20 protein-coding genes are annotated in these 20526 nt (G+C 65.6%); 10 read left to right on the top strand and 10 right to left on the bottom strand.

Annotated features, from left to right (window positions below; translation table 11 throughout):
- Positions 1-51: 51 nt before the first annotated feature.
- From ACFSC3_RS12145 to ACFSC3_RS12135, 3 genes are all read right to left on the bottom strand, one after another.
- Positions 52-831: a SapC family protein gene (locus tag ACFSC3_RS12145; protein ID WP_380940701.1), complete on the bottom strand. Its 780-nt coding sequence runs from the start codon at positions 829-831 to the stop codon at positions 52-54.
- Between the two features lie 22 nt (positions 832-853).
- Positions 854-2590: a ShlB/FhaC/HecB family hemolysin secretion/activation protein gene (locus ACFSC3_RS12140; RefSeq protein WP_380940700.1), complete on the bottom strand. Its 1737-nt coding sequence runs from the start codon at positions 2588-2590 to the stop codon at positions 854-856.
- A 115-nt stretch (positions 2591-2705) separates the two neighbouring features.
- The gene (locus ACFSC3_RS12135) at positions 2706-3302 is read right to left on the bottom strand and encodes an invasion associated locus B family protein (RefSeq protein WP_380940699.1); all 597 of its coding nucleotides are present in this window, start codon (positions 3300-3302) and stop codon (positions 2706-2708) included.
- 1041 nt (positions 3303-4343) lie between these two features.
- On the opposite strand from ACFSC3_RS12135, the gene ACFSC3_RS12130 reads away from it, so the two are divergent.
- Genes ACFSC3_RS12130 through ACFSC3_RS12120 form a run of 3 tightly spaced genes read left to right on the top strand, consistent with a single transcriptional unit; the run spans position 4344 to position 8487 of the window.
- A complete protein-coding gene (locus tag ACFSC3_RS12130; RefSeq protein ID WP_380940698.1) occupies positions 4344-7052 on the top strand; it encodes a TonB-dependent receptor domain-containing protein in 2709 nt (902 codons plus the stop codon).
- A 2-nt stretch (positions 7053-7054) separates the two neighbouring features.
- Positions 7055-7759, top strand: coding sequence for a DNA polymerase III subunit delta (locus tag ACFSC3_RS12125; RefSeq protein WP_380940697.1), 705 nt, complete (start codon positions 7055-7057; stop codon positions 7757-7759).
- Complete coding sequence (locus ACFSC3_RS12120; protein WP_380940696.1) at positions 7756-8487, top strand: PepSY domain-containing protein; 732 nt, start codon at positions 7756-7758, stop codon at positions 8485-8487. Before ACFSC3_RS12125 ends, ACFSC3_RS12120 begins: the two co-directional genes overlap by 4 nt.
- Here ACFSC3_RS12120 and hutC read toward each other — a convergent pair.
- Both hutC and ACFSC3_RS12110 read right to left on the bottom strand, forming a co-directional pair.
- Positions 8484-9221 carry a histidine utilization repressor gene (gene hutC / locus ACFSC3_RS12115; protein ID WP_380940695.1) on the bottom strand — a complete coding sequence of 246 codons (738 nt, stop codon included), beginning with the start codon at positions 9219-9221 and terminating at the stop codon, positions 8484-8486. The genes ACFSC3_RS12120 and hutC overlap by 4 nt on opposite strands.
- Before the next feature lie 118 nt (positions 9222-9339).
- Positions 9340-9756 carry a copper resistance protein CopC gene (locus ACFSC3_RS12110; protein ID WP_380940694.1) on the bottom strand — a complete coding sequence of 139 codons (417 nt, stop codon included), beginning with the start codon at positions 9754-9756 and terminating at the stop codon, positions 9340-9342.
- Positions 9757-9801: 45 nt separating this feature from the next.
- On the opposite strand from ACFSC3_RS12110, the gene ACFSC3_RS12105 reads away from it, so the two are divergent.
- From ACFSC3_RS12105 to ACFSC3_RS12080, 6 genes are all read left to right on the top strand, one after another.
- Positions 9802-10110, top strand: coding sequence for a hypothetical protein (locus ACFSC3_RS12105; protein ID WP_380940693.1), 309 nt, complete (start codon positions 9802-9804; stop codon positions 10108-10110).
- The gene (locus tag ACFSC3_RS12100) at positions 10107-10544 is read left to right on the top strand and encodes a periplasmic heavy metal sensor (protein ID WP_380940692.1); all 438 of its coding nucleotides are present in this window, start codon (positions 10107-10109) and stop codon (positions 10542-10544) included. The genes ACFSC3_RS12105 and ACFSC3_RS12100 overlap by 4 nt, the downstream gene beginning before the upstream one ends.
- Complete coding sequence (locus tag ACFSC3_RS12095) at positions 10541-11101, top strand: RNA polymerase sigma factor (RefSeq protein WP_380940691.1); 561 nt, start codon at positions 10541-10543, stop codon at positions 11099-11101. Before ACFSC3_RS12100 ends, ACFSC3_RS12095 begins: the two co-directional genes overlap by 4 nt.
- 101 nt (positions 11102-11202) lie before the next feature.
- The gene (locus ACFSC3_RS12090; RefSeq protein ID WP_380940690.1) at positions 11203-13068 is read left to right on the top strand and encodes a copper resistance system multicopper oxidase; all 1866 of its coding nucleotides are present in this window, start codon (positions 11203-11205) and stop codon (positions 13066-13068) included.
- 470 nt (positions 13069-13538) lie between these two features.
- Positions 13539-14309: a copper resistance protein B gene (locus ACFSC3_RS12085; RefSeq protein ID WP_380940689.1), complete on the top strand. Its 771-nt coding sequence runs from the start codon at positions 13539-13541 to the stop codon at positions 14307-14309.
- An 83-nt stretch (positions 14310-14392) separates the two neighbouring features.
- The gene (locus tag ACFSC3_RS12080) at positions 14393-14839 is read left to right on the top strand and encodes a DUF411 domain-containing protein (RefSeq protein ID WP_380940688.1); all 447 of its coding nucleotides are present in this window, start codon (positions 14393-14395) and stop codon (positions 14837-14839) included.
- A 151-nt stretch (positions 14840-14990) separates the two neighbouring features.
- On the opposite strand, the gene ACFSC3_RS12075 is transcribed toward ACFSC3_RS12080, so the two are convergent.
- From ACFSC3_RS12075 to ACFSC3_RS12060, 4 genes are all read right to left on the bottom strand, one after another.
- On the bottom strand, positions 14991-15176 hold the full coding sequence (locus ACFSC3_RS12075; protein ID WP_380940687.1) for a helix-hairpin-helix domain-containing protein: 186 nt from the start codon (positions 15174-15176) through the stop codon (positions 14991-14993).
- Between the two features lie 70 nt (positions 15177-15246).
- Complete coding sequence (locus ACFSC3_RS12070) at positions 15247-15738, bottom strand: nucleoside deaminase (protein WP_380940686.1); 492 nt, start codon at positions 15736-15738, stop codon at positions 15247-15249.
- 83 nt (positions 15739-15821) lie between these two features.
- Complete coding sequence (locus tag ACFSC3_RS12065; RefSeq protein WP_380940685.1) at positions 15822-19247, bottom strand: acyl-[ACP]--phospholipid O-acyltransferase; 3426 nt, start codon at positions 19245-19247, stop codon at positions 15822-15824.
- A 126-nt stretch (positions 19248-19373) separates the two neighbouring features.
- Entirely contained in the window at positions 19374-19541 is a 168-nt protein-coding gene (locus tag ACFSC3_RS12060; protein WP_380940684.1) for a hypothetical protein, read from the bottom strand.
- A 96-nt stretch (positions 19542-19637) separates the two neighbouring features.
- Between ACFSC3_RS12060 and ACFSC3_RS12055 the strand changes: the two genes are divergently transcribed.
- Positions 19638-20240: a TetR/AcrR family transcriptional regulator gene (locus tag ACFSC3_RS12055; protein WP_380940683.1), complete on the top strand. Its 603-nt coding sequence runs from the start codon at positions 19638-19640 to the stop codon at positions 20238-20240.
- Positions 20241-20293: 53 nt separating this feature from the next.
- On the opposite strand, the gene ACFSC3_RS12050 is transcribed toward ACFSC3_RS12055, so the two are convergent.
- Entirely contained in the window at positions 20294-20524 is a 231-nt protein-coding gene (locus tag ACFSC3_RS12050; protein ID WP_380940682.1) for a hypothetical protein, read from the bottom strand.
- Positions 20525-20526: the final 2 nt, after the last annotated feature.

The raw sequence follows: 20526 nt of genomic DNA, 5'->3' as shown, positions 1-20526 counted from the left end.
CCAGATTTCTTTCAGTCAAAAGAAATTTTGGTATGGCATTCAAGTTACATTTTATTTCTTTCTTCCGAACGACTGCTTAACCTGACTAAACTTTTCACCATTCGCATTGTCGCGACGGGCAATCAGGGCGTCCCACTGCTTGAGCGACAGCAAATGCGCGTCGATAGCGGTGACCGCACCCTGCCGCACCATTTCGGCCAGCTGCGCATCGGGCAGCGCACGCAGACGCTCTTCGGACACGCCGTAGTAGTCGGCGATCACCTCGCGCTGTTCGCCACCCGCGGTGAGGGCCAGCGTGTGCTTCACTTCGTGCAGGTCGGCCTTGATCAGCTCCTCGACGAACTGGGCCGAGCGCTTCCGCTCCGCCTCGAACTCGTTCAGGAAGTTGATCGCGTTCTTGGTGAAATCGGTCGGCTCGCCGTTTTCGAACAGCGGCTGGCCTTCACCACCCTCGACGAAGCCGGACGCCTTGCGATCGATGCAGACGACGTAATCGTCGGTGCCGGTGCCGGCGAGCGTGAAGGGATAGCGGCGCAGATAGGCCGGGACATAGACGCCCGCTTCGAACTTGCCGTCCTTGAGGAACAGGTTCTGCCCCTCCTTCATGCCCAGGATCGCCATCGGCGTCTTTTCCGGGCCGCCGAAGACGATCGGGAAATAGTGCATTGCCTGCACGAATTCCCCAACCAGCAACGGCACGGCGTTGACAGCACCGACCTTGGCGAGAAGCTGGCCGTCGTCGACGAAGTTCAGTCCCGCATGGTCTTGCGAATGAAGAGCCTCCGGCTTTGCGTAGAGATACTGCGATCCGGACAGTTCGATAGTGCTCATGATACTTACCTTTTCTTTAAAATCAGAGGGTTAGGGTCGCGCGCAGCTGGGCGCGCCATTCGCCGGCCTGCGTCCGCGCACCGTCACGGAGCGCCCAGGCCGAATTCGCACTGAGGGACAGGGTGTCGCCCACCCGATAGTCTCCACCGAGGCCCGCCGACGCGACGGTCGCAGCGCGATGCGTCGCGTTGTCGATCCCGCGTGCGGCATCGACGAAGACGTAGGGTGACAATGATGCGCCCGCATTGCGCGGGATCGCCAAGGCCGGCAGACGCAGCTCGTTGCGGGTGACGACGCCACGGTCGAACGCCCCTTCGTCTGGGGTATAACCGCGCACCAGACCCTCACCGCCCAGACCCAGCTGTGCCGGGAGCGGGAGGGCACTGATGGCATATTGCACCGACAGCTGACCGACATAGGTCAGACGCGCGGGGAGTTGCTTCACGCCGGAGACATCGAGCGTCCCGTAGGCGTAGCGGTCATCGGCTGTGCGGCCGTTGGTAAATTCCGCCAGCCTGTTGCTGGCCGCCGACCCGGGATTGCCGGGGCTGGCGTGAACGTTCGCCGTGACGGACAGGCTGCCGGTCGCGCTCTGCCACTGCTTCGACCAGCCGACCAACGCCTGCCAGATGTCCGCGGACGCATCGATGGCGACCTGCGATCCGAAGAAGACCACGCGGTGCTGACGCTTGGTTTCCAACCCGACGACGACATCGCCCGAACCGGACGGCAGGCCGAGAACGGACAGCGCCGAACGATAGGCAAGCGTCACTTCGGTCGTCCGCTGGCGAACGGAGAAATCCCTGTTGATCACTTGATTGGTCAGCGCATCGCTGACCGTCGCCTCGATATTCTGGCGCGGAACCGTTGGGATATAGACCCGGCCGCCCTGCGCGCGATACCGCGGCTGCTCGGGCAGGAAGTCGCGCTTGCGGAACCAGGCATCGTCGCTCCCGGTAAGCTGGTACGACGCATAGGCGCCCGGCAGCAGCGGCAGCTTGGCGAGTGCGCCGACGAAGATACGATCGAGCCCGGTCGACTCAGCGCCGGTATTAGACCAGCCCGCGTAGACGCGCACCGGCTCCGGCGGCCTGGAGACGAGCGTCAGCGCGGTCTTTCCGGCCTGCGCGGCAGGAGCGAACTGTACCGAAACCGGCGTGAACGGATCCCGGTTCAGCCAGTCGACATCCTCGCCCAGATCCCGGCTGTTGACCGGGCTGTCGAGGTCGGCCCGCACCCGCCGCTTGACCGACGCCGCCATTCGGGGCGACAGCCCCCTGACCTCGACGCTGCCGATCCGAAATTCGGTCACGCGAAGTTGCAGGACGCCGGTGGTGATCTCCTGCTCCGGCACGCTCAGCGAGACGAAGGGCCGTCCGGCAACACGTGATTGACGCGCAATTTCGGCCTCGATGCGTGCGATCAACTGGCGCGACAGTGGCTTGCCGAGAAACTTTCGCAGCGCAGTCGTCGTCGCCACCGGATCGACCGCCGGAACGTCGGAGACGACCACCCCGTCGGACAGCGAACCCGCGTCGCGCAGGGCTTCACTTTGGTTCAGCAGCACTACCGCCCGAAGCGCCGGTCCGATCGGCGTGTCGTCGACATCCGCCGGCAGCACATTCTGCAGTTCGGCAGCGGAAGGGACCGGCTTGGGCACCGGCGGCAGGTTACGCTCGACCGCAGTCTGCGCGGAAACCTGTACGGCGCTGGACAAGGCCGTCCCGGCGAGCAGAAACTTGAAGATCAATTTGGTCACGACACCAACCGTTCACTTGACGAAGGAGAGAGGCCACCATCGCGGCCGGACGGCGTGGCAGCGCAGACGATGGCGGCGGGGAACCGCGCCACCGCGAGCACGCCGACGGCCAAGATCACCGCTTTTGGCCCTTCGCCTTCGCAGGCTGCGCGGCCGACGCCGATGCCGCGGCAGGCTGAGCGCGCGCCCAGGCCTCGTTGCGGCTGACCATGATCTTCATCGCGTCGCCGAAACCGTTCAGGGACAACGGGAGGACCAGAGCCTGACCGGTCTTGTCGGCGACCGCGATCACACCCTTCTGCGCTGCGTAGAACGGCGCCAGATCGGCGCGGGTGACGACCCGGTCGATGTAGCAGCCGTCCGCTTCGCAGCGGGTGATGCGATAGCCCGGGACGTCGGTCTTGTCGTCGAGACGAACCAGGGCCTCGGGCTGTACGAAGACGCCGAGCGGGACCTGATACTGCACTCCATAGCGATCGTCCTTGCCGGCATAGGCGAAGGAGAAGCGCAGGAGCTTGTCACCGTCGTCCTTGCGCTGGACGGCCTGCACGACCTCGCACGGGGGCAAACCGCTGCGGACGGCGCAAACCAAAGACCAGTCGCCGTAGCGGTCGACCGTCGGCGCGGGCGCCGGGGTTGGAGCGGGGGCGGCCGGTGCGGCGGCCTGGCTGGGGGATGCCACCAGCATGGCGGCAATCATTGCATAGATCATTGTGAAACTCTCTCGTCTAAATCTGTGCAAATCACCTCCTGCGGGCAAAGTAATAGCGTCGCCGTCCAATCAATACGGCGTGCACCACTATTTCCTGCAATCGATAATTGCCCCCACGACGCGGATAGCTACGAACATAACCTACCGCAAGTCGTAATATTGATGCGACGGCTTCAATGGTACGGTATAATTACCATAATACCATTGTAAGCCGTTGTCGGTGTTAGAGAATATTTCTCTTGCACCGCCGTCGCAGCCTGGGCGAACCCGATTGCCCCCCGGAGGCCTAAGCACCTAAAAACAAAGGACTAACTGCATTTTTCACGATTTTGCGCGGTGAGCTGCGGGGTTCGCACCCGCTCACGCACCTAGCAAAACTACCAATGCATGGCCTGCCACTAAGCTACTTGAATCGCTGGCCATTGCTTCGGCCATGCTAACGGGACAAATAACAGCTCTTTAAGAATAACACCGAGTTTACTGTCTGAGTATTGATCCGTCTGCATGGTGAATTATTATTAGCAGTTGTTTATGATTAATGTATTTTCACCGGCACGGTATATTTGCCTAGCCGCACCCTCCCCCGCCATCCCGTTGGGACAGAGGGCACAAGGGATTCGCCTCACGTCATTTCAGATCGTGGAGCAGATTGCGGGAGATCGGATGGGCAGTGCGCGACCCGATGGCGTTAAGCCGCGGCTTGGCGTGATGAGGGGCGATGCATGCCAGCTGGACGGTAACTACCCGGAAAGACCGTGACCCGCGGGACGCCTAGTCCAACCGGTATCGCGACGCGCGAACGACCGGTGTCGCGCCACTCGCCACCGACAATTCTGCAACGTGATTTCACACGCGCGTAAGATTATTGCGAAATGGCGACCGCCTGAGGGATAGCCTATGCCAACGCGTATGCTGATGGGGTTGCAAGACTGCAAATTGAAAGCAACTATATACAAATAAACGATTTTTTCGTTTGACCTGTATATACAGATGATGCTTCATCCGACTCCATCGCGCCAACGATGGACGGGGGACACATCCATGAAGTTCGTGCCGGCATTGCTCGCCGCAACCTGCCTTACGGCGGCTTCGGCCGCTGCCCAGACCACCGACGCGCCCGTGGCGCAGCAGACGGACGCAGCGGGTGAGGCGGCGTCCACGACCGGCGACGTCACGGTCACGGGCAGCCGTATCCGCCGGCAGGACATCGCGGGCGTGGGACCCGCGACGGTCGTGTCGGCCGAGCAGATCCAGAACACCGGCATCGTCAATGTCGAGACGCTTTTGCAGCGCCTGCCCGCGAACGCCGGGTTCGCAGGCAACCAGACGTCCGCCTATTGGACCGGCAACGGCTATGGCACGGCGCAGGTCAATCTGCGCGGCCTGGGTATCAAGCGCACGCTCGTCCTGCTGAACAATCGCCGGCTGGTCGCCGGCGGGACAGGTGCGAACTCGTCCCCCGATCTCAACATGATCCCGGTCGTTGCGCTCGCGCGGACCGACGTTCTCAAGGACGGCGCGTCCGCCATCTACGGTGCTGACGCGATGGCGGGCGTCGTCAACCTCGTCACCCGCACCGATTACGACGGCATCGGCATCAGCGCGCGCAGCGGCATCACGGAACGCGGCGACGGCGGCGATTATACGATCGACCTGCTGGTCGGCGAACGCGGTTCGCGCGGCGGCATCCTGGCCGCGGCGACCTATCAGAAGACCGAGCCGGTCAACATGGCATCGCGCGCGCCCTGTTCGCTGGCGGAGACCACGCGCGGTACGCTATCCTGCGTCAACAGCGCCTCGACGATCGGCGGACGCGCCGCCCTGCCGAACGGACAGCAGATCAATTTCAACCAGGTGCCCGGCGGCAACGGCAATTTCTTCGAGCCCTACAGCGCCGCCAAGCACAACTTCAATTCGAACCCGTTCCTCTACGCGGTCAGCCCGATCGAGCGCATCACGACCGCGGTGTTCGGCGACTATGACCTGACCGACGGGGTCGAAGCGTTCGGCGAATTCCTCTACACGCACCGCAAGTCGAACCAGATCGCGACGCCGGGTACACTACGCAACCTGTCGATCTCCGCGGCGAACCCGACCAACCCGACAGGCCAGAACATCGTCCTCGTTCAGCGGCGCCTCGCCGAGCCGGGACCGCGCCAATTCTTCCAGCGCACCGACACCTGGCAAGGCACGGCGGGCGTCCGGGGGAAGTTGGTCAACGACTGGGCGTGGGAAGTGACCGGCGCCTACGGCCGCAATACCGCGGTCGACGGATCGACCAACATCGCCAATCTTCAGCGCGTCGGCTATTCGCTCGACACGTCGCGGTGCAGCTTCGCGGCGGGCGCGGCAATTCCGTGCGCCGACTATCTCGGCTTCGGCGACCTGACGCCGCAGGTGCTGGACTATATCCTGTTCACCTCGCGCGACACCGGCGGCAATTCGCTGTTCTCGCTGACCGCCGATTTGACCGGCAGCCTGTTCCGCCTGCCCGCCGGGCCGGTCTCGTTCGCGACCGGCGTCACCTATCGCAAGGAAGAGGGTTGGCGGAACCCCGATCCGCTGACCGTCGCCGGCATCGCCAACACCAACCAGCAGTCGCCGATCTCCGGCGCGACCAAGGCCAAGGAGGCGTATCTCGAACTGTCGGTCCCGGTGCTGGCGAACGCGCCCTTCGTCCGGTCGCTGACGCTGGACGGCGCGGTGCGCTATTCCGATTACGACCTGTTCGGGAGCGACTGGAACTACAAGTTCAGCGCCGACTGGATGGTCACCGAAGGGCTGCGCTTCCGCGGCACCTATGGCACCGGATTCCGCGTACCAAACGTGCCCGAACTGTTCGGCGGCGTGTCGGAAGGCAATCTGACGACCAGCGATCCGTGCAGCCGCTACGGCACCAGCACCAACGCGACGTTGGTCGCCAACTGCCGCGCGTCGGGCGTTCCGGCGAATTATGTGCAGCTCGGCACCACGATCCTGACGACGGTCGGTGGCAACCAGAACCTTCAGCCCGAGACGTCGAAGAGCTGGACGCTCGGCACCGTCATCCAGCCGCGCGGGATCGTTCCGGGTCTCTCGCTGACCGCCGACTGGTTCGACATCGACATCGACGGCGCGATCCGGGCCATTCCGGGATCGACGAAGCTGGCGGTCTGCTACAACAGCGCCAACCTCTCCAGCCCCTTCTGCCGCGACTTCACCCGCAGCACGCTGACCGGCGAGATCACGCGCTTGTCGGCCCAGCCGATCAACACCGGGCGCGAACGAATGAAGGGCCTCGATCTCGGCCTCGTCTACGCGCACACGGTCGGCCGTCTGCAACTCCAGGTCGATGTGAATGCAACCTATCTCGACGAATATGTGGTCGAGCCCTTCCCCGGCGGTGCGCCGATCGTGTTCGACGGGCGGATCGGCGGCGGCAACGGCGGCTATCCTAAGTGGCGCGGCTATGGCGTCGCGACCGCGCGTCAGGACGGCGTGTCCTTCACTTGGTCGACGCAATGGATCGGCAAGGCACAGGATTTCAACGCCGCGCCCACCGCGATCGGCTATCGCACGCCCGACATCTTCTATCATAACGCACAGGTCGCCTTCGAAATCGACCAGCGGACCCGCTTCCAGGTCGGCGTCGACAATCTGTTCGACACGCAGGCGCCCTATATCCCGAGCTTCACCGACGGAAATACCGACACGATGACCTATGACCTGCTGCGTCGCCGGTTCTACGTCGGCGTCCGCACGGCGTTCTGAGCATGGCGACGATCAGATGGCCGCTGACGGTCCGGCGGGTCCACAAATGGCTGGCGCTATTCGTCGGGCTTCAGGTCCTGCTGTGGACGCTGACCGGATTCTACATGGTCGTCGTGCATATCGACACGATCCACGGGGACCATCTGGTCAAGGCGGTGCCGGTGGCGACAATCCCGACGTCCGGGCTGATACCGCCCGCCCGCGTCGGCGCGATCGGGGCGACGGAGGTACGGCTTCAACAGCGGCTGGGCATGCCCGTCTGGCGCGTGCAGACGGAAGACGGCGTGTCCGCCTATGATGCGCGAACGGGTGCGCGGCTCAGTGAGCTGACCGAAGCCGAAGTCCGCCGGATTGCCGCGGACCTCTATTCCGGCGACGCCCGGATCGTTCGTGCGACCCGGCTGACGACCCCGGTCCAGGAACTGGGCAAGCGCAAGCCGCCCTATTGGCAGGTCGAATTCGCGGGCTGGAACCGGCCGACGCTCTACATCGCCCCGCTCACCGGGGAACTCGTCGCGAAGCGGCACCTGCTCTGGCGCGTCTTCGATTTCGCCTGGATGCTGCACATCATGGACTATGACACGCGCAGCGACGTCAACAACCCGCTGCTCAGGGTCGCCACCTGGAGCGCATTCGCGATGGCGATCAGCGGCGCCTGGCTACTCCTCTGGTCGTTCCCGAAGCGGAAGAAGAAGGCAAAGGCATGAAGCGCATCCGTCTCTCGCCGCTGATCTTCCGCCGCATCCACAAATGGGTTGGCCTCATCCTGGGCCTGCAATTCATCCTGTGGGCGCTCAGCGGCTCCATGATGGCCCTGCTGAATGCCGATGCAGTCGGCGGCCACGACGGCCCCGCGATGCATGTCATGCCCGTATCCACCGATGGTCTGATCGATCTGGCGACGATGCTGGCGGGGCGTCCGGTCAGCGGCCTCGTGCTGCGCGACCTCGCCGGCCGGCCGGTCTATGAAGTCAGCGACGGCACCGGAACGCGCCTGCTCGACGCGACGACGGGACGGCGCGTGTCGGTGGATCGCCAGCTGGCGAGCGACGTCGCCGCGCACGGGATATTGAAGCAGGTCAAAGGGGTGTCGTTCCTCGCCAAACCGAATCTGGAGGCGCGCGATCACCCCGGCGCCATGTGGCGCGTCGACTTTCTCGATCCTGAAAATACCAGCGCCTACATCTCGGCGACGACGGGGCGCCTCCTCGTTACGCGCGGCGATACGTGGCGAACCTGGGACTTCTTCTGGATGCTGCACAACATGGACTATGTGAACCGCAGCAGTTTCAACCATCCGCTCATCATCTTCGTCGCCTTCTGCGTGCTGTGGCTGTCCGGGACCGGCTTCTATCTGCTCTTCAAGAGCTTCCGGAAAACCGACTTCCGCTGGCTCACCCCCCGACCGAAATCGCGGGTCGAGGGGGCAGCTTAGGCGGCGCCGACGACGAAGCTGGCGGTCAGCTCATATCGGTCGGCGGGGTGGGTCAGCACCGCGTGCGACACCAGCCGCCCGCCGCTCCACGTCCGCCGGATCATGACCAACGTCGGCTCGCCCGGCGTCATGCCCAGCAGTCCCCGGACCGCCTCGTCCGGAACCCTTGCCATCACCCGGTGCTCGACCCGTTCGATCGGTGCGATCCGCGTCAGATACTCGTTGGGCGTCGTGTGGTTGAAGTCCTCGTCCCCATAGCCCGGAGCGGCTTCCGCCAGCACCAGACGGTCTTCGAGCTGTAGCGGGAATTCGGCTTCGTGATGCACGATGTGGCTGTGGAAGATCGCGGTGCCGATCGCGACGTCGAGCAGAGCCGCGGTCTCCGCGTCTGCGCGCAGCCCCGCGTTGCGCAGCACCCGTGGCCGATAGGCGTGACCGCGGGACCGGACCTCGTCCGCGATGTTGCGGATCTCGATCAGGTGACCGATCGGCTTCGCCTCGGCGATGAAGGTGCCGGACCCGGCACGGCGCACCAGCACGCCCGCGGCGGTCAATTCGCGTAGCGCCCGGTTCGCAGTCATCCGGGAGACGCCGAAGCGCGCCACGATCTCGGACTCCGACGGCACCCGGTCGCCGGAAGACAAGCGGCCGCTCCTGACATCCGCCAGGATCGATTCCTTGATCTCGCGATACCGGGGGGAAGCCCCGTCCGCACTGGCGCCCGCATCAGCCATGATGGTTGTATAGACATCTTGACCCCCGGCGCCATGCGGGAAGTCGCCATCATGGACACGATCGCCCGCCGGCACGCGGGAGGAAGAGCACAGCGCCGCCGCCGGCCCGCCATCGCGCCTACCGGATCGAGAAGGCGTGCTTGCCCGCGATCCTATGGCTATCCGCACCGACCACCGTCCAGTCGACGCGGTAGGTGCCGGTCGGCAGCGGCTTTGCGCTGGTCATGACGATCGTCTTGCCGTCCGCCGCAATCGCGGTCGAGACGGGCATCTTCATGTCGGGATGATTGGCCATGCCGGGCATGCCGGTCATCACGAGAGTCGCCGTCGATGTTGCAGGCGCCAGGCGCTGGTTGAACACCAGCCGCACGGTCCCGGTCTTCGCCGCCGCCGTATTGGCGGCCGGTGAGGCGGACAGCAGCTTGGGATGCGCCATCGCCGGCATCGCGGATATCGCGAGCGTCGCCAGGACGATCATGTGGCGGAACGTCATCAATTTCCTATGCTCCATGCCATCGACATACGCAGCGGACACCCCCGCCCCTTGTTCGCCCGGATCGATGAGGGACAGGCGCCCGGCGTGCGTAAGGATGAAGCGGACTGGAAGAACGAAATGGACATGGACATCGATACCGCGCTCGGCCGCATCGGCGGGCGCGAGCCTCACCCCGGCCTCGACGGGTTGGAAGAGCGCGTGCTGACGATCATCGCCGACCAGCCCGCGCGCACGACGGCCATGCGCACGACGATCGCAGGGGCGGCCTTCGCCTTGCTGCTGGGCGTGGGCAGCGTGGTCTATCCCGCGCCGGAGGCTCGCGCGAAGGTCGTGGCCCCGTTCGGAGTGCCCAGTCCGTTGACGCCGTCCACATTGCTGCTGGGCGCCGAATGAACGTGCGGCGGCTGTTGCTCACCGCATTCGTCGTCTTCGCCGCCGCGATCGCGGGGGTGGGCGTCGGACGGCACCTGTTTCCGGCGGACGCCCGAGCGACCGGCGAACTCCACGGCCTGCTGCACGAACAGGTCGACCTCGACCCCGAACAGGATCGACAGATCCACGCGATCGAACAGAGCTTCGCCGGGCGGCGCAAGCAGCTGGAGGCGGCGATGCGCGCGGAAAATGCCGGTCTGGCGCGCGCCATCGCTGCGGAACATCGCATCGGCCCGCAGGTGACCGCCGCGATCCATGCGTCGCACCAGACGATGGGCGAGCTGCAAAAGGAGACGCTGGCCCATGTCTTCGCGATGCGCCGCCTGCTGCGTCCCGACCAGGCGACCAAGTTCGATGCCGCCATCACGAAGGCGCTGACCGAAGACGCACAGTGAGCGCCGGCTTCGCCGACCACAGCGACGGCGACCTCGCGGTGCTGAGCCGTGCCGGCGACGCGGCGGCGTTCGGCGAGATCGTGCGACGCTATAAGCAGCCGCTGCATCGCACGGTGGCGCGGTTGACCGGCGATGAGGATGAGGCCGTCGACATCGTCCAAGACGCCTTCATCGCCGCCCATGCCGCCATCGCGAAATTCGACACCGAACGGCCGATGCGGACATGGTTGACGCGGATCGCGGTCAACAAGGCGCGCGACTGGCGGCGGCGGCGGATCGTCCGCCGGCTGATATCGGCGATGATGCCCGACGAGCCGGTCGAGGTGCCCGACGACGTCCCGGCCATCGACAGCGCCGTCGCCGACCGGGCCGAGCTGCGTCGTGTCGAAACCGCCATCCAGCGGTTGCCCGCGAACCTGCGCGAAGTGCTGGTCCTGCGCACGATCGATGGCCTGACCCAGGCGGAGGTGGGTGAAGCCCTCGGCGTCAGCGAGAAGACGGTGGAGACGCGACTGTACCGGGCGCGCGCAAAACTGAGAGACGATCTCGGCCGCTAAGCGTTCGGCGCCGTGTCGGCTCCGCACGAAACGCCTCCTACAGGGCAAGGGCTCGGCGCCTGCGATGCGTATCCTGTTCGACAGACTTTTCCGGAAGACCAATGACCTCTTCGATCAACCGCCGCGGCCTGCTTCGCGGGTCGATGGCCATCGGCGGCACTGCCGCCCTGTCGGCCTGGCTGCCCGCCTGGGCTCAGCCCGTGTCCGCCGGTATCGCCCGGCCGCTGCCGACCGTGTCGGGCGAGGACATCCGCCTTCGCATCGCACACCAGATGATGACGATCGACGGGCGCCAGAGCCATGCGATCGGCATCAACGGCACGGTCCCCGCCCCGCTCATCCGCCTACGCGAGGGACAGACCGTGCGCCTGCACGTCGAGAACACGCTCGACGAAGACAGCTCGATCCATTGGCACGGACTGATCCTGCCGTTCCACATGGACGGCGTGCCCGGCGTCAGCTTTCCGGGCATCAAGCCGCGGTCGACCTTCACCTACGAATTCCCGGTCGTGCAGTCGGGGACCTATTGGTATCACAGCCATTCGGGGCTTCAGGAACAGCTCGGCCACTATGGCCCGATCGTCATCGACCCGAAGGGCGAAGACCCGATCCGGTCGGATCGCGAACATGTCGTCGTTCTGTCCGACCACAGCCAGATGCACCCGCACATCATCTTCACGAAGCTGAAGCAGCAAGGCGGCTATTTCAACTTCCAGAAGCAGACGCTGGCCGGCCTGCTCGCGGGCAAGGATCAGTCCGCGAAGGAGCGCCGGGACTGGGGCGCGATGCGCATGGACCCGACGGACGTCGCCGACGTGACGGGCAGCACCTACACCTATCTCGTCAACGGCCACGGTCCGCGCGACAACTGGACCGGGCTGTTCCGCCCCGGCGAGCGGGTCCGGCTGCGGCTGATCAACGCATCGGCAATGACGACCTTTAACGTCCGCATTCCCGGCCTCAAGATGACCGTCGTCCAGGCTGACGGCCTGCCCGTCCGGCCGGTAGCGGTGGACGAGATGCAGATCGCGGTCGCCGAAACCTATGACGTCATCGTCGAACCCGCCGACGACCGCGCCTACACCATCGTCGGCGAAAGCGTCGACCGGTCGGGCATGGCGCGCGCCACCCTCGCCCCGCGCGAAGGCATGGCCGCTGCCGTCCCTGCGCTGCGCCGCCGTCCGCTCGCCGATATGAAGGACATGGGCATGGGTGGCATGAACCATGGCTCGGGCGGATCGATGACCGGAATGGATCACGGCGGCATGGATCACGCCGCCATGGGCCACGCAGCGCCGGTCGCTCCGGCAGCCGCCGTCGACGCCTGCGCGCCTGAACACGCTGCTATGGGCCACTGTACCCCGGCGACCGGCGGGGCCGCATCCTCGGGACAGAACGCCGGCATGAACCATTCGATGCGCGATTTCTCGGTCGCGCCCGAGGTTAAGAAGACGCCGACCGTCCAGACGATCTCCCCGATGCCCGTGGATCGCATGGGTGAGCCGGGCCAAGGACTGGAAGACGTCGGCCACAAAGTGCTCGTCTACACCGACCTGATGGCGGTGGATCGCAATCCCGACGTCCGCGCACCCGATCGTGCGCTGCGCATCCACCTGACCGGCAACATGGAACGCTATATGTGGGCGTTCGATGGCGAGAAGCTGAGCGAGGTGAAGAAGCCGATCCCGTTCCTGAAGGACGAACGCGTCCGCGTGACGTTGGTCAACGATACGATGATGGGTCACCCCATCCACCTGCACGGCCATTTCTTCGAACTGGTGACGGGGCATGGCGAATATGCGCCGCGCAAGCACACCATCCAGGTGCAGCCCGGCGGAACTGCCACGTTCGACGTGACGACCGACGCGGTCGGCGACTGGGCCTTCCACTGCCACATGCTTTACCACATGCACGCGGGCATGATGCAAGTCGTCACCGTCCGTCCGCGCGGGGGAGAGGCGGCATGAAGGGGCTGATCCTTGCCACGGCCGGCGTGATGGCGCTTGCGGTGGCTTCTCCCGCGGCCGCTCAATCGATGGACCATTCCGGGCACATACCGGGCATGACCATGCCTGCGCCCAAGCCCAAGGCGGCGCCGCGCAAGCCCGTGGCAAAAGCGCCTGTTCGCAAGGCTACGAAACCCGCGGCGCGATCCGCCCCCCGGCGGTCAGCCGTCGCGGCGGGCGGTGCGACTGCCCCCGCCTGCACGCCCGAGCACGCCGCGATGGGGCATTGCACGCCGACGACCGGTTCCCCCACAGCTTCGGCGGCACCCGCTGCGAATTCTTCCTGTTCACCGGAACATGCTGCGATGGGGCATTGCACGGCTACGCCCGTTGCGCCGACGACGCGGCCGCAGACCGATCCAAACTGTCCGCCCGAACATGCGGCCATGGGCCACTGCGTTCCGAAAGCCCTTCCGCTAACCGATCCTGCGATGGGCATGGGAACCGGCGGCACCGCCCTCCCCGCCGGGAACGCGCCCGCGCCGGCCGCGCCCGAGGCCACCTATGCCGACCGGATCTGGGGTCGGGATGCGATGACACCGGCCCGCGACATCATGCGCCGCGAGCATGGCGGCATGTCGTTCTCGCAGCTCATGATCAATCTGGCCGAGCTGCAGGTCCGGCAGGGCCGCGACGGATATCATTGGGACGCCGAGTTCTGGTACGGCGGCGACATCAACCGCCTGACGCTCAAGACGGAGGGCGAAGGCACGCTCCGTGGCAGCGCCGGGGGCGAGGTCCAGGCGCTCTACAGCCGCGCCATCGGTCCCTATTTCAACCTCCAGGCGGGCGTTCGACAGGACGTCGCACCGGGACCGGATCGAACCTATGCGACGGTCGGCTTCGAAGGCCTCGCGCCCTATTGGTTCGATGTCGAGGGTGCGCTGTTCCTGTCGGACAAAGGTGACGTCTTCGGCCGGCTCGAAGGCTATTACGACCAGCGGATCATCCAGCGCCTCGTCCTGCAACCGCGGGTCGAACTGAACCTTTCGGCGCAAGACTTCCGCGCCAGCGGCGTCGGATCGGGCCTGACCGACGCGGAGGCGGGGCTGCGCCTGCGCTATGAAATCCGGCGTGAGTTCGCCCCCTATGTCGGCGTGTCATGGGAACGCAAATTCGGCGACACCGCGCGCTTCGCCCGTGCGGCCGGCAGCGGTACCGGCGGCTTCAGCGTGGTGGCGGGAATCCGGTCATGGTTCTGACGCCGGGTTGAAAGACGCGACAAGCCTGCGCAATGTGGCCCGGTGCGATCCGATGGGTCGCGGGGCCGCTTGAGGAGTCCGACATGAAATTCACTCACCTTGTGACCGTCGCCATCGCAGGCATGATCCCCATCGCGGCCGGTGCGGCGGACCCCGTCCTCATGCACCGCGACCCCGGGTGCCCGTGCTGCGAGAAATGGGTCGAGCAGGTGAAAGCGCAGTTCGGACGGACGGCGAGGGTCGTCGACGATGCCAAGCGGCCGGCGTTCATGAAGGCGCGCGGCGTGCCGGCGGATCTCGCCTCCTGCCACACCGCGGTGATCGACGGAATGACCTTCGAGGGCCATGTGCCCATCGCCGACATGAAGCGCGCGCTCGCGATGCGCCCCAAGGGCGTGAGCGGTCTCGCGGTGGCGGGCATGCCGATGGGGTCGCCGGGCATGGAGATGCCGGGCATGAAGGCGCAGCCCTATGACGTGGTAGCGTTCGGCCCCGCGGGTCGCCGCGTATTCGCGCGTCACGGAGGGTGACCTAAGCCCTGACCGCCTTGAGCACCTCGCCTTTACCCTGATCCGTCCGCCCTGCGCGAAGTCGAAGGGCATGGGGCTCCGGTGCTTCGACTTCGCTCAGCACGAACGATAATGGGTGAGCCCGATAAGCGGCTCGATGCTCCAAGAGCAGTCACCCGATCCGGACGACCGCTTCCAGCCCGTCGATCTTGCCCGCCAGCCCCGGCACCTCCTCCAACTGTCGCAACGCGTCGAAGCGACCGCGCTCGTCGCGATAGCGAACCACTTCGAACCCATGGCCTTGAAGCTCCGGAACCGCGTCGATCTCCTCCGCCGAGGCCGTGTTAATATCGATCATGTGAAGCGTCCCTGATGGATCGAAAGGACTGTCAGCACGCCCTTTCGCGATTGTCGCCCTGCCGCAGCGGTCACAGGTTCGCCTGCTCCTGCGGCGGCAAATCCGCATCCGGCGGATAGTAGAGACTGGCGCATTCTTCGCGCAGGCAGCCACCCTCGATAACCACGTCGTCGCGATAGGCATCGGCGATGAAGGCCAGCGTGTCGACATGCCGCGCCTCGAAATACATCTCGTGCACGTCGTCGCGCCCTGCGCCGTAAACGACGCGCCCGACCTTCGACCAGATCGACGCCATCGTGCACATCCCGCACGGCTGGAGCGTCGAATAGAGCGTCGCGCCGCGCAGCTCCATCTCGCCGATCGCCTCGCACGCGCGGCGGATTGCCATCATCTCGGCGTGCGCGGTCGCATCGGGCAGCTCCTCGGTCTGGTTGCGCTCGGCCGCGATCTCCCGTCCATCGAGCACGATCACTGATCCCAGCGGCGAGTCCGCGGGGTCGGACCCTTTGGACCGGGCCACCTCGATCGCGCGCCGCATCCAGCGCTCATCATCTACGTTCATGTCCACCTCTGCCGCGCTCAACGTCGGCGGGCGCCACTCGGTCCGTCATGGCCGCAATTCGGCCCCCGGGCCGTCGATCCGTGTCAGGCGTCCTCTTCCTCGGTCACGGCTCTCGAGGCTTCGGAGGCCCGCTCGGTCATGGTGACATAGTCAAGCTTGCCTGTGCCCAGCACCGGCAGCGCATCGACCACCCGCACGTCCTTGGGAACCGACAATTCCGCGATGCCATTGCCGCGCGCCCATTGCTGAAGCGCACCTGCGGTCGCCCCCGCCTGAGTGGTGAACAGCACCAGCTGCTCGCCCTTGCGCGCGTCCGGCCGCGTCACCACCGCATGCTCGGCACCCGGCCACAAAGTCGCGGCATAGCCCTCGACCGCCGGCAGGGACACCATCTCGCCGCCGATCTTGGCGAAGCGCTTGGCGCGCCCCCTGATCGTCACGAAGCCGGCGTCGTCGATGGTCACGATGTCGCCGCTGTCATGCCATCCACCCTCCGGCGGTTGCAGGACGCCGGGGGCGTCGGCCTTCAGATAGCCCGCCATGATGTTCGGTCCGCGGATCGACAGCCGCCCGCCCTCTTCGATTCCCGGCACCGGATGGACTTTCGCCTCCACGCCCGGCAGCAGCCGTCCGACGCTGCCGGCTCGGAAGTGCATCGGCGTGTTGACCGCGATCACCGGCGCCGCCTCGGTCGCGCCATAGCCTTCGAGGATGCGCAGGCCGAACTTCTCCGCATAGGTCCGCCGCGTCTCGTCGCGCACCCGCTCGGCACCGGCGAAGATATACCGCAGAGAGTAGAAGTCGTACCCGTGCGCCATCCGCGCATAGCCGGACAGGAAGGTGTCGGTGCCGAACAGGATCGTCGCATTGGCATCATAGGCCAGCGCCGGGACGATCCGGTAATGCAGCGGGCTGGGATAGAGCAATGTCTTCACCCCCGACAGGATCGGCAGCAGCGTACCGCCGGTCAGCCCGAAGCTGTGGAACACCGGCAGAGCATTCAGCACCACATCGGCCGAATTGAAGTCGATCCGTGCCGAGAGCTGGAGGCAGTTGGACAGCAGGTTGCGGTGCGTCAACACCACGCCCTTCGGTAAACCTTCCGATCCGCTGGTGAACAGGATGACGGCCGGCGCTTCGGGGGACACGCCGTGACGGCGATGCAGCCGCCCCGCCCAGCGGGTGGTGATCAGTGCCCGCAGCTTTGCGAACGCGCCGATAGCTGCCCCTACATCCTCCAGATAGACGATGGCGACGCCTGCGCCTTCCAGCCCGGCGAGCACCTCGCCCAGCTTCGCCTGCTCGACAAAGGCGCGCGCGGTGATGATCGTACGCACCTCGGCGGCCGTGCACGCCGCCTTCAGATTGGCGAGGCCCGCCGTATAGTTAAGCATCGCCGGCACCCGGCCGATGCCTTGCAGCGCGAAGAAGCTCGCCACCACCGCGTTGACGTTGGGCAGCAGCAGCCCGACCGCCTCCCCCGGACGGGTCAACGCCGCGAAGGGGCGCCCCAGCGCGATGCTGCCGGTCAGCAGCCGCCCGTAGCTCATGGGCTCGCGCTTCACATCCTCGACGACCGGACGTGCAGCGCCGTGCACATCCTTGGCATCAATCAGCGCCTGATACAGCGTGCGGTCGGTATCCGACGTCGCGAAGATCATGTCGCTCATCACGTCGTACAGTTTCGCGCCCGCCGCCGCCCGCCGCTGGCGCGCGGTCTCGCCTTCCACCTGGAACCGCTGGGGCGGCAGGATGGTGAGGTCGATCTTCGGAAAAGCGCGCAGCCGCACCTTGCCCTTCAGGCGCGAAAAGCGCGTGAACTGCGCGCCTGCGATCCGCACCGGGATGATCGGCGCATCCGCCTTGTCGGCGACCATGCCGGGACCGTCGAACACCTTCATTAGCGCGCCGGTGACGGTGATGCGGCCTTCCGGGAAGATCACCAGCGTGCGCCCCTCGCGCACCGCCTTGACCATCGCCTTCGCGGCCATCGGATTGGTCGGATCGACAGGGAAGGCGTCGAACATGCCCAGGAACGGCTGCACCCACCAGGCGCGCGCAATGCGCGTGGCGACAGCGAAGGTCGGCCTGCCCGGCAGGAAGGCGGCGAGCAGCAGTCCGTCGAGGAACGAGACGTGGTTGACCACGACCACCGCCCGCTCGCCCGGCTGCGGCATGTTCTCCGTCCCGTGCACGTCGACGCGGTAGAACAGCATCAGCAGCGCGCGGACCAGCGCCTTGAACACCGTTTCCGGCAGCAACCAGCACGAGATCAACGCGATCGCGAGCGTGGCGAAACCCATCGTGCCGATGATCCCCGGCACACTGGTTCCGAGCGCCAGCAGCGCCGTCACCACAACGACCATCGCCACGGTCACCAATGCGTTGACGATGTTGTTCGCCGCGATGACGCGCGACCGCTGTGCCGGATCGCTGTGCACCTGAAGGATCGCGTAGAGGGGCACGATGAACACGCCGCCCGAGAAGGCCAGGCCGACCAGACTAGCCAGGATCGGCCAGCTACCGGCACTCGCCAGGAATGCTGGAACATCGGCCTTCGGCGTCGCTATCGTAAAGCTGCGCGTTGCGACCCACAGTGCGATCAGGGACGCAGCCATGCCCAGCGCCGCGGCGGGCACGTAGCGGGCCGACACCTCGCCCCCGAGCAGCCTGTTGACGACCAGCGATCCGACGGCGACCGACACGGAAAAGACGAGCAGAAACAATGTCACCACGCTCGCATCCGCGCCAAGCGTTCCGCTGACCAGCGGCGCAAATTCCGACAGCAGGATCGCGCCGACGGAGAAGAACCAGCTGATCCCGAGGATCGCCAGCCATACGCCGCGTCCGGACCGCGCGACCGACAGGATCTCGACCGTGCTGCGCCACACATTGCGCTGGATGACGAGGCCGGGTGCCGCCGCCGGCGCGCCCGGCACCGCCAGGCTGGCGACGAAGCCGACCGCCGCCACGGCCACCGCCACCAACCCCGCCTCCCACGCCGGGATAACACCGCCAAGCAACTGCCCGGCCAAAATCGCTAGAAACGTCCCCGCCTCAATCAGCCCGGTCCCGCCCATCAATTCGTGCCGGCCCAGATGCTGCGGCAGGATCGAATATTTGATCGGTCCGAAGATCGTCGAATGCACGCCCATCAGGAACAGGCAGGCGAGCAGCACCGGCACCGACTGGAACCAGAAGCCGCAGAGCGCCAGCACCATGATACCGATTTCGGCGGCCTTTACCGCACGGACCAGCACCGCCTTGTCCCATTTGTCGGCCAGTTGCCCTGCAAGGCCCGAGAACAGGAAATAGGGCAGGATGAACAGGCCGGTGGCGATGGTCGCCAGCACCTCCACCTTTTCAGGTGTCGCGGCATAGATTGTGAAGTTAGCGAGGAAGATCATCGCGAACTTCAGTAGATTGTCGTTGAAGGCACCCAGGAACTGGACGACGAACAACGGTGCGAAGCGGCGCTTGCCGAGCAGCGACAGGTCTGGTGCGGACATGGACGGAGCCCCCCTTTTCTACCGGGCAATAGCGATCAAGACTTAGAGCGTGATGACATGATTTTGTCGCGTCGGCGGCTGGATTACCGGCTGGGCAATCGGCTCCACCAAGCGATGAACGGCCGGCTACGGCTCGGGCGGGATACAGGCGGTTCGGGGGACATCCACTTCCGCCGGGACCGTTTGCACAACGGCGTAGGCTTCCAGCATTTCGACCCACTCGCGCAGCCGCCGCACCTCCTGCCACAGCAGCCCCCCAGCCACGCATCCGATGATCAGCAGCAGCAGCGACATCGCCCACCTCCTCGATTCGGCACGACATTATCATAAATAAAGCAGTGCTCAATATATAAATTGGACAATGCTCAATTATTGACCTACGCCTGTCCTATGGGCCGTCGATCCGACCACAGTCGCGCCGAACTCGAGGAGTTGATCCTGGCGACAGGGTCGGCGCTGATCGCCGAATCCGGACTGGGCGGTTTCTCCGCGCGCGAGGTGGCGCGGCGGATCGGCTATTCGATTGGCACGATCCACAATGTCTTCGGCACGGCCGACCGCCTGATCGCCGCGATCAACACGCGCAGCTTCGCCGCCTGGGCGGAGTCCTTACGCGAACGGCTGGAGGCCGCCGGACCGGACGGTGATCGGATCGCGGTGCTGGTCGAGGGATATTTCGGATTCGCGCGCGAGTATCCGCACCTCTGGACCGCGATCTTCGACCACCGCCTGCCCCCCGACAGCGGCCTGACCGAGGCGGACGAGACCGGCCGCAGCCTGCTGACCCGCATCGTCGTCGAGGAGATCGCGTATGCCGTCGGCCACCCGGTCGACGACAATCTCGCGACCCTGGCACGGTCCCTGATCGCGACGGTCCACGGTCACTGCGCCTTCGCGATCAGCGGCGCCTGGGCCTTGATGGGCGAAGCTGCCCCGGAGGCGGCAGCCTTGGCGCGCGTGCGGGAAACCCTCGCCGCCCGGGCGGCGCGCTGACCGTTCGCCGCCCCCCTCCTGTGCGCCGCGGCCTAGGCGGTCGTTCGAACGTCCTAGCCCGCCACTCCGGTCACGACGGCAAAGCGTCGCCTGAGGGTGGCCAGCACCGAAATCTTCACCGGTTTCCCGTCGCGTAGCTTGTACCAGCTATGCTGGCTGATGTGGTACGTCGCCATCACCCCCGCCTTGGTGACTGCGGGTAAGTAGCGACGATATTGGGCGAACTCGTCGGGCGATATGGTCGCCATCGGCAGCTCGCGGGATTTGCGGCGGTGGCGATCCATTG

It is taken from the genome of Sphingomonas floccifaciens, assembly GCF_042681125.1.
In the GTDB taxonomy this organism is placed as follows: domain Bacteria; phylum Pseudomonadota; class Alphaproteobacteria; order Sphingomonadales; family Sphingomonadaceae; genus Sphingomonas; species Sphingomonas floccifaciens.
The sequence above is the reverse complement of the archived record's forward strand: the minus strand, read 5'-3'. Positions and strand labels throughout refer to the sequence as shown.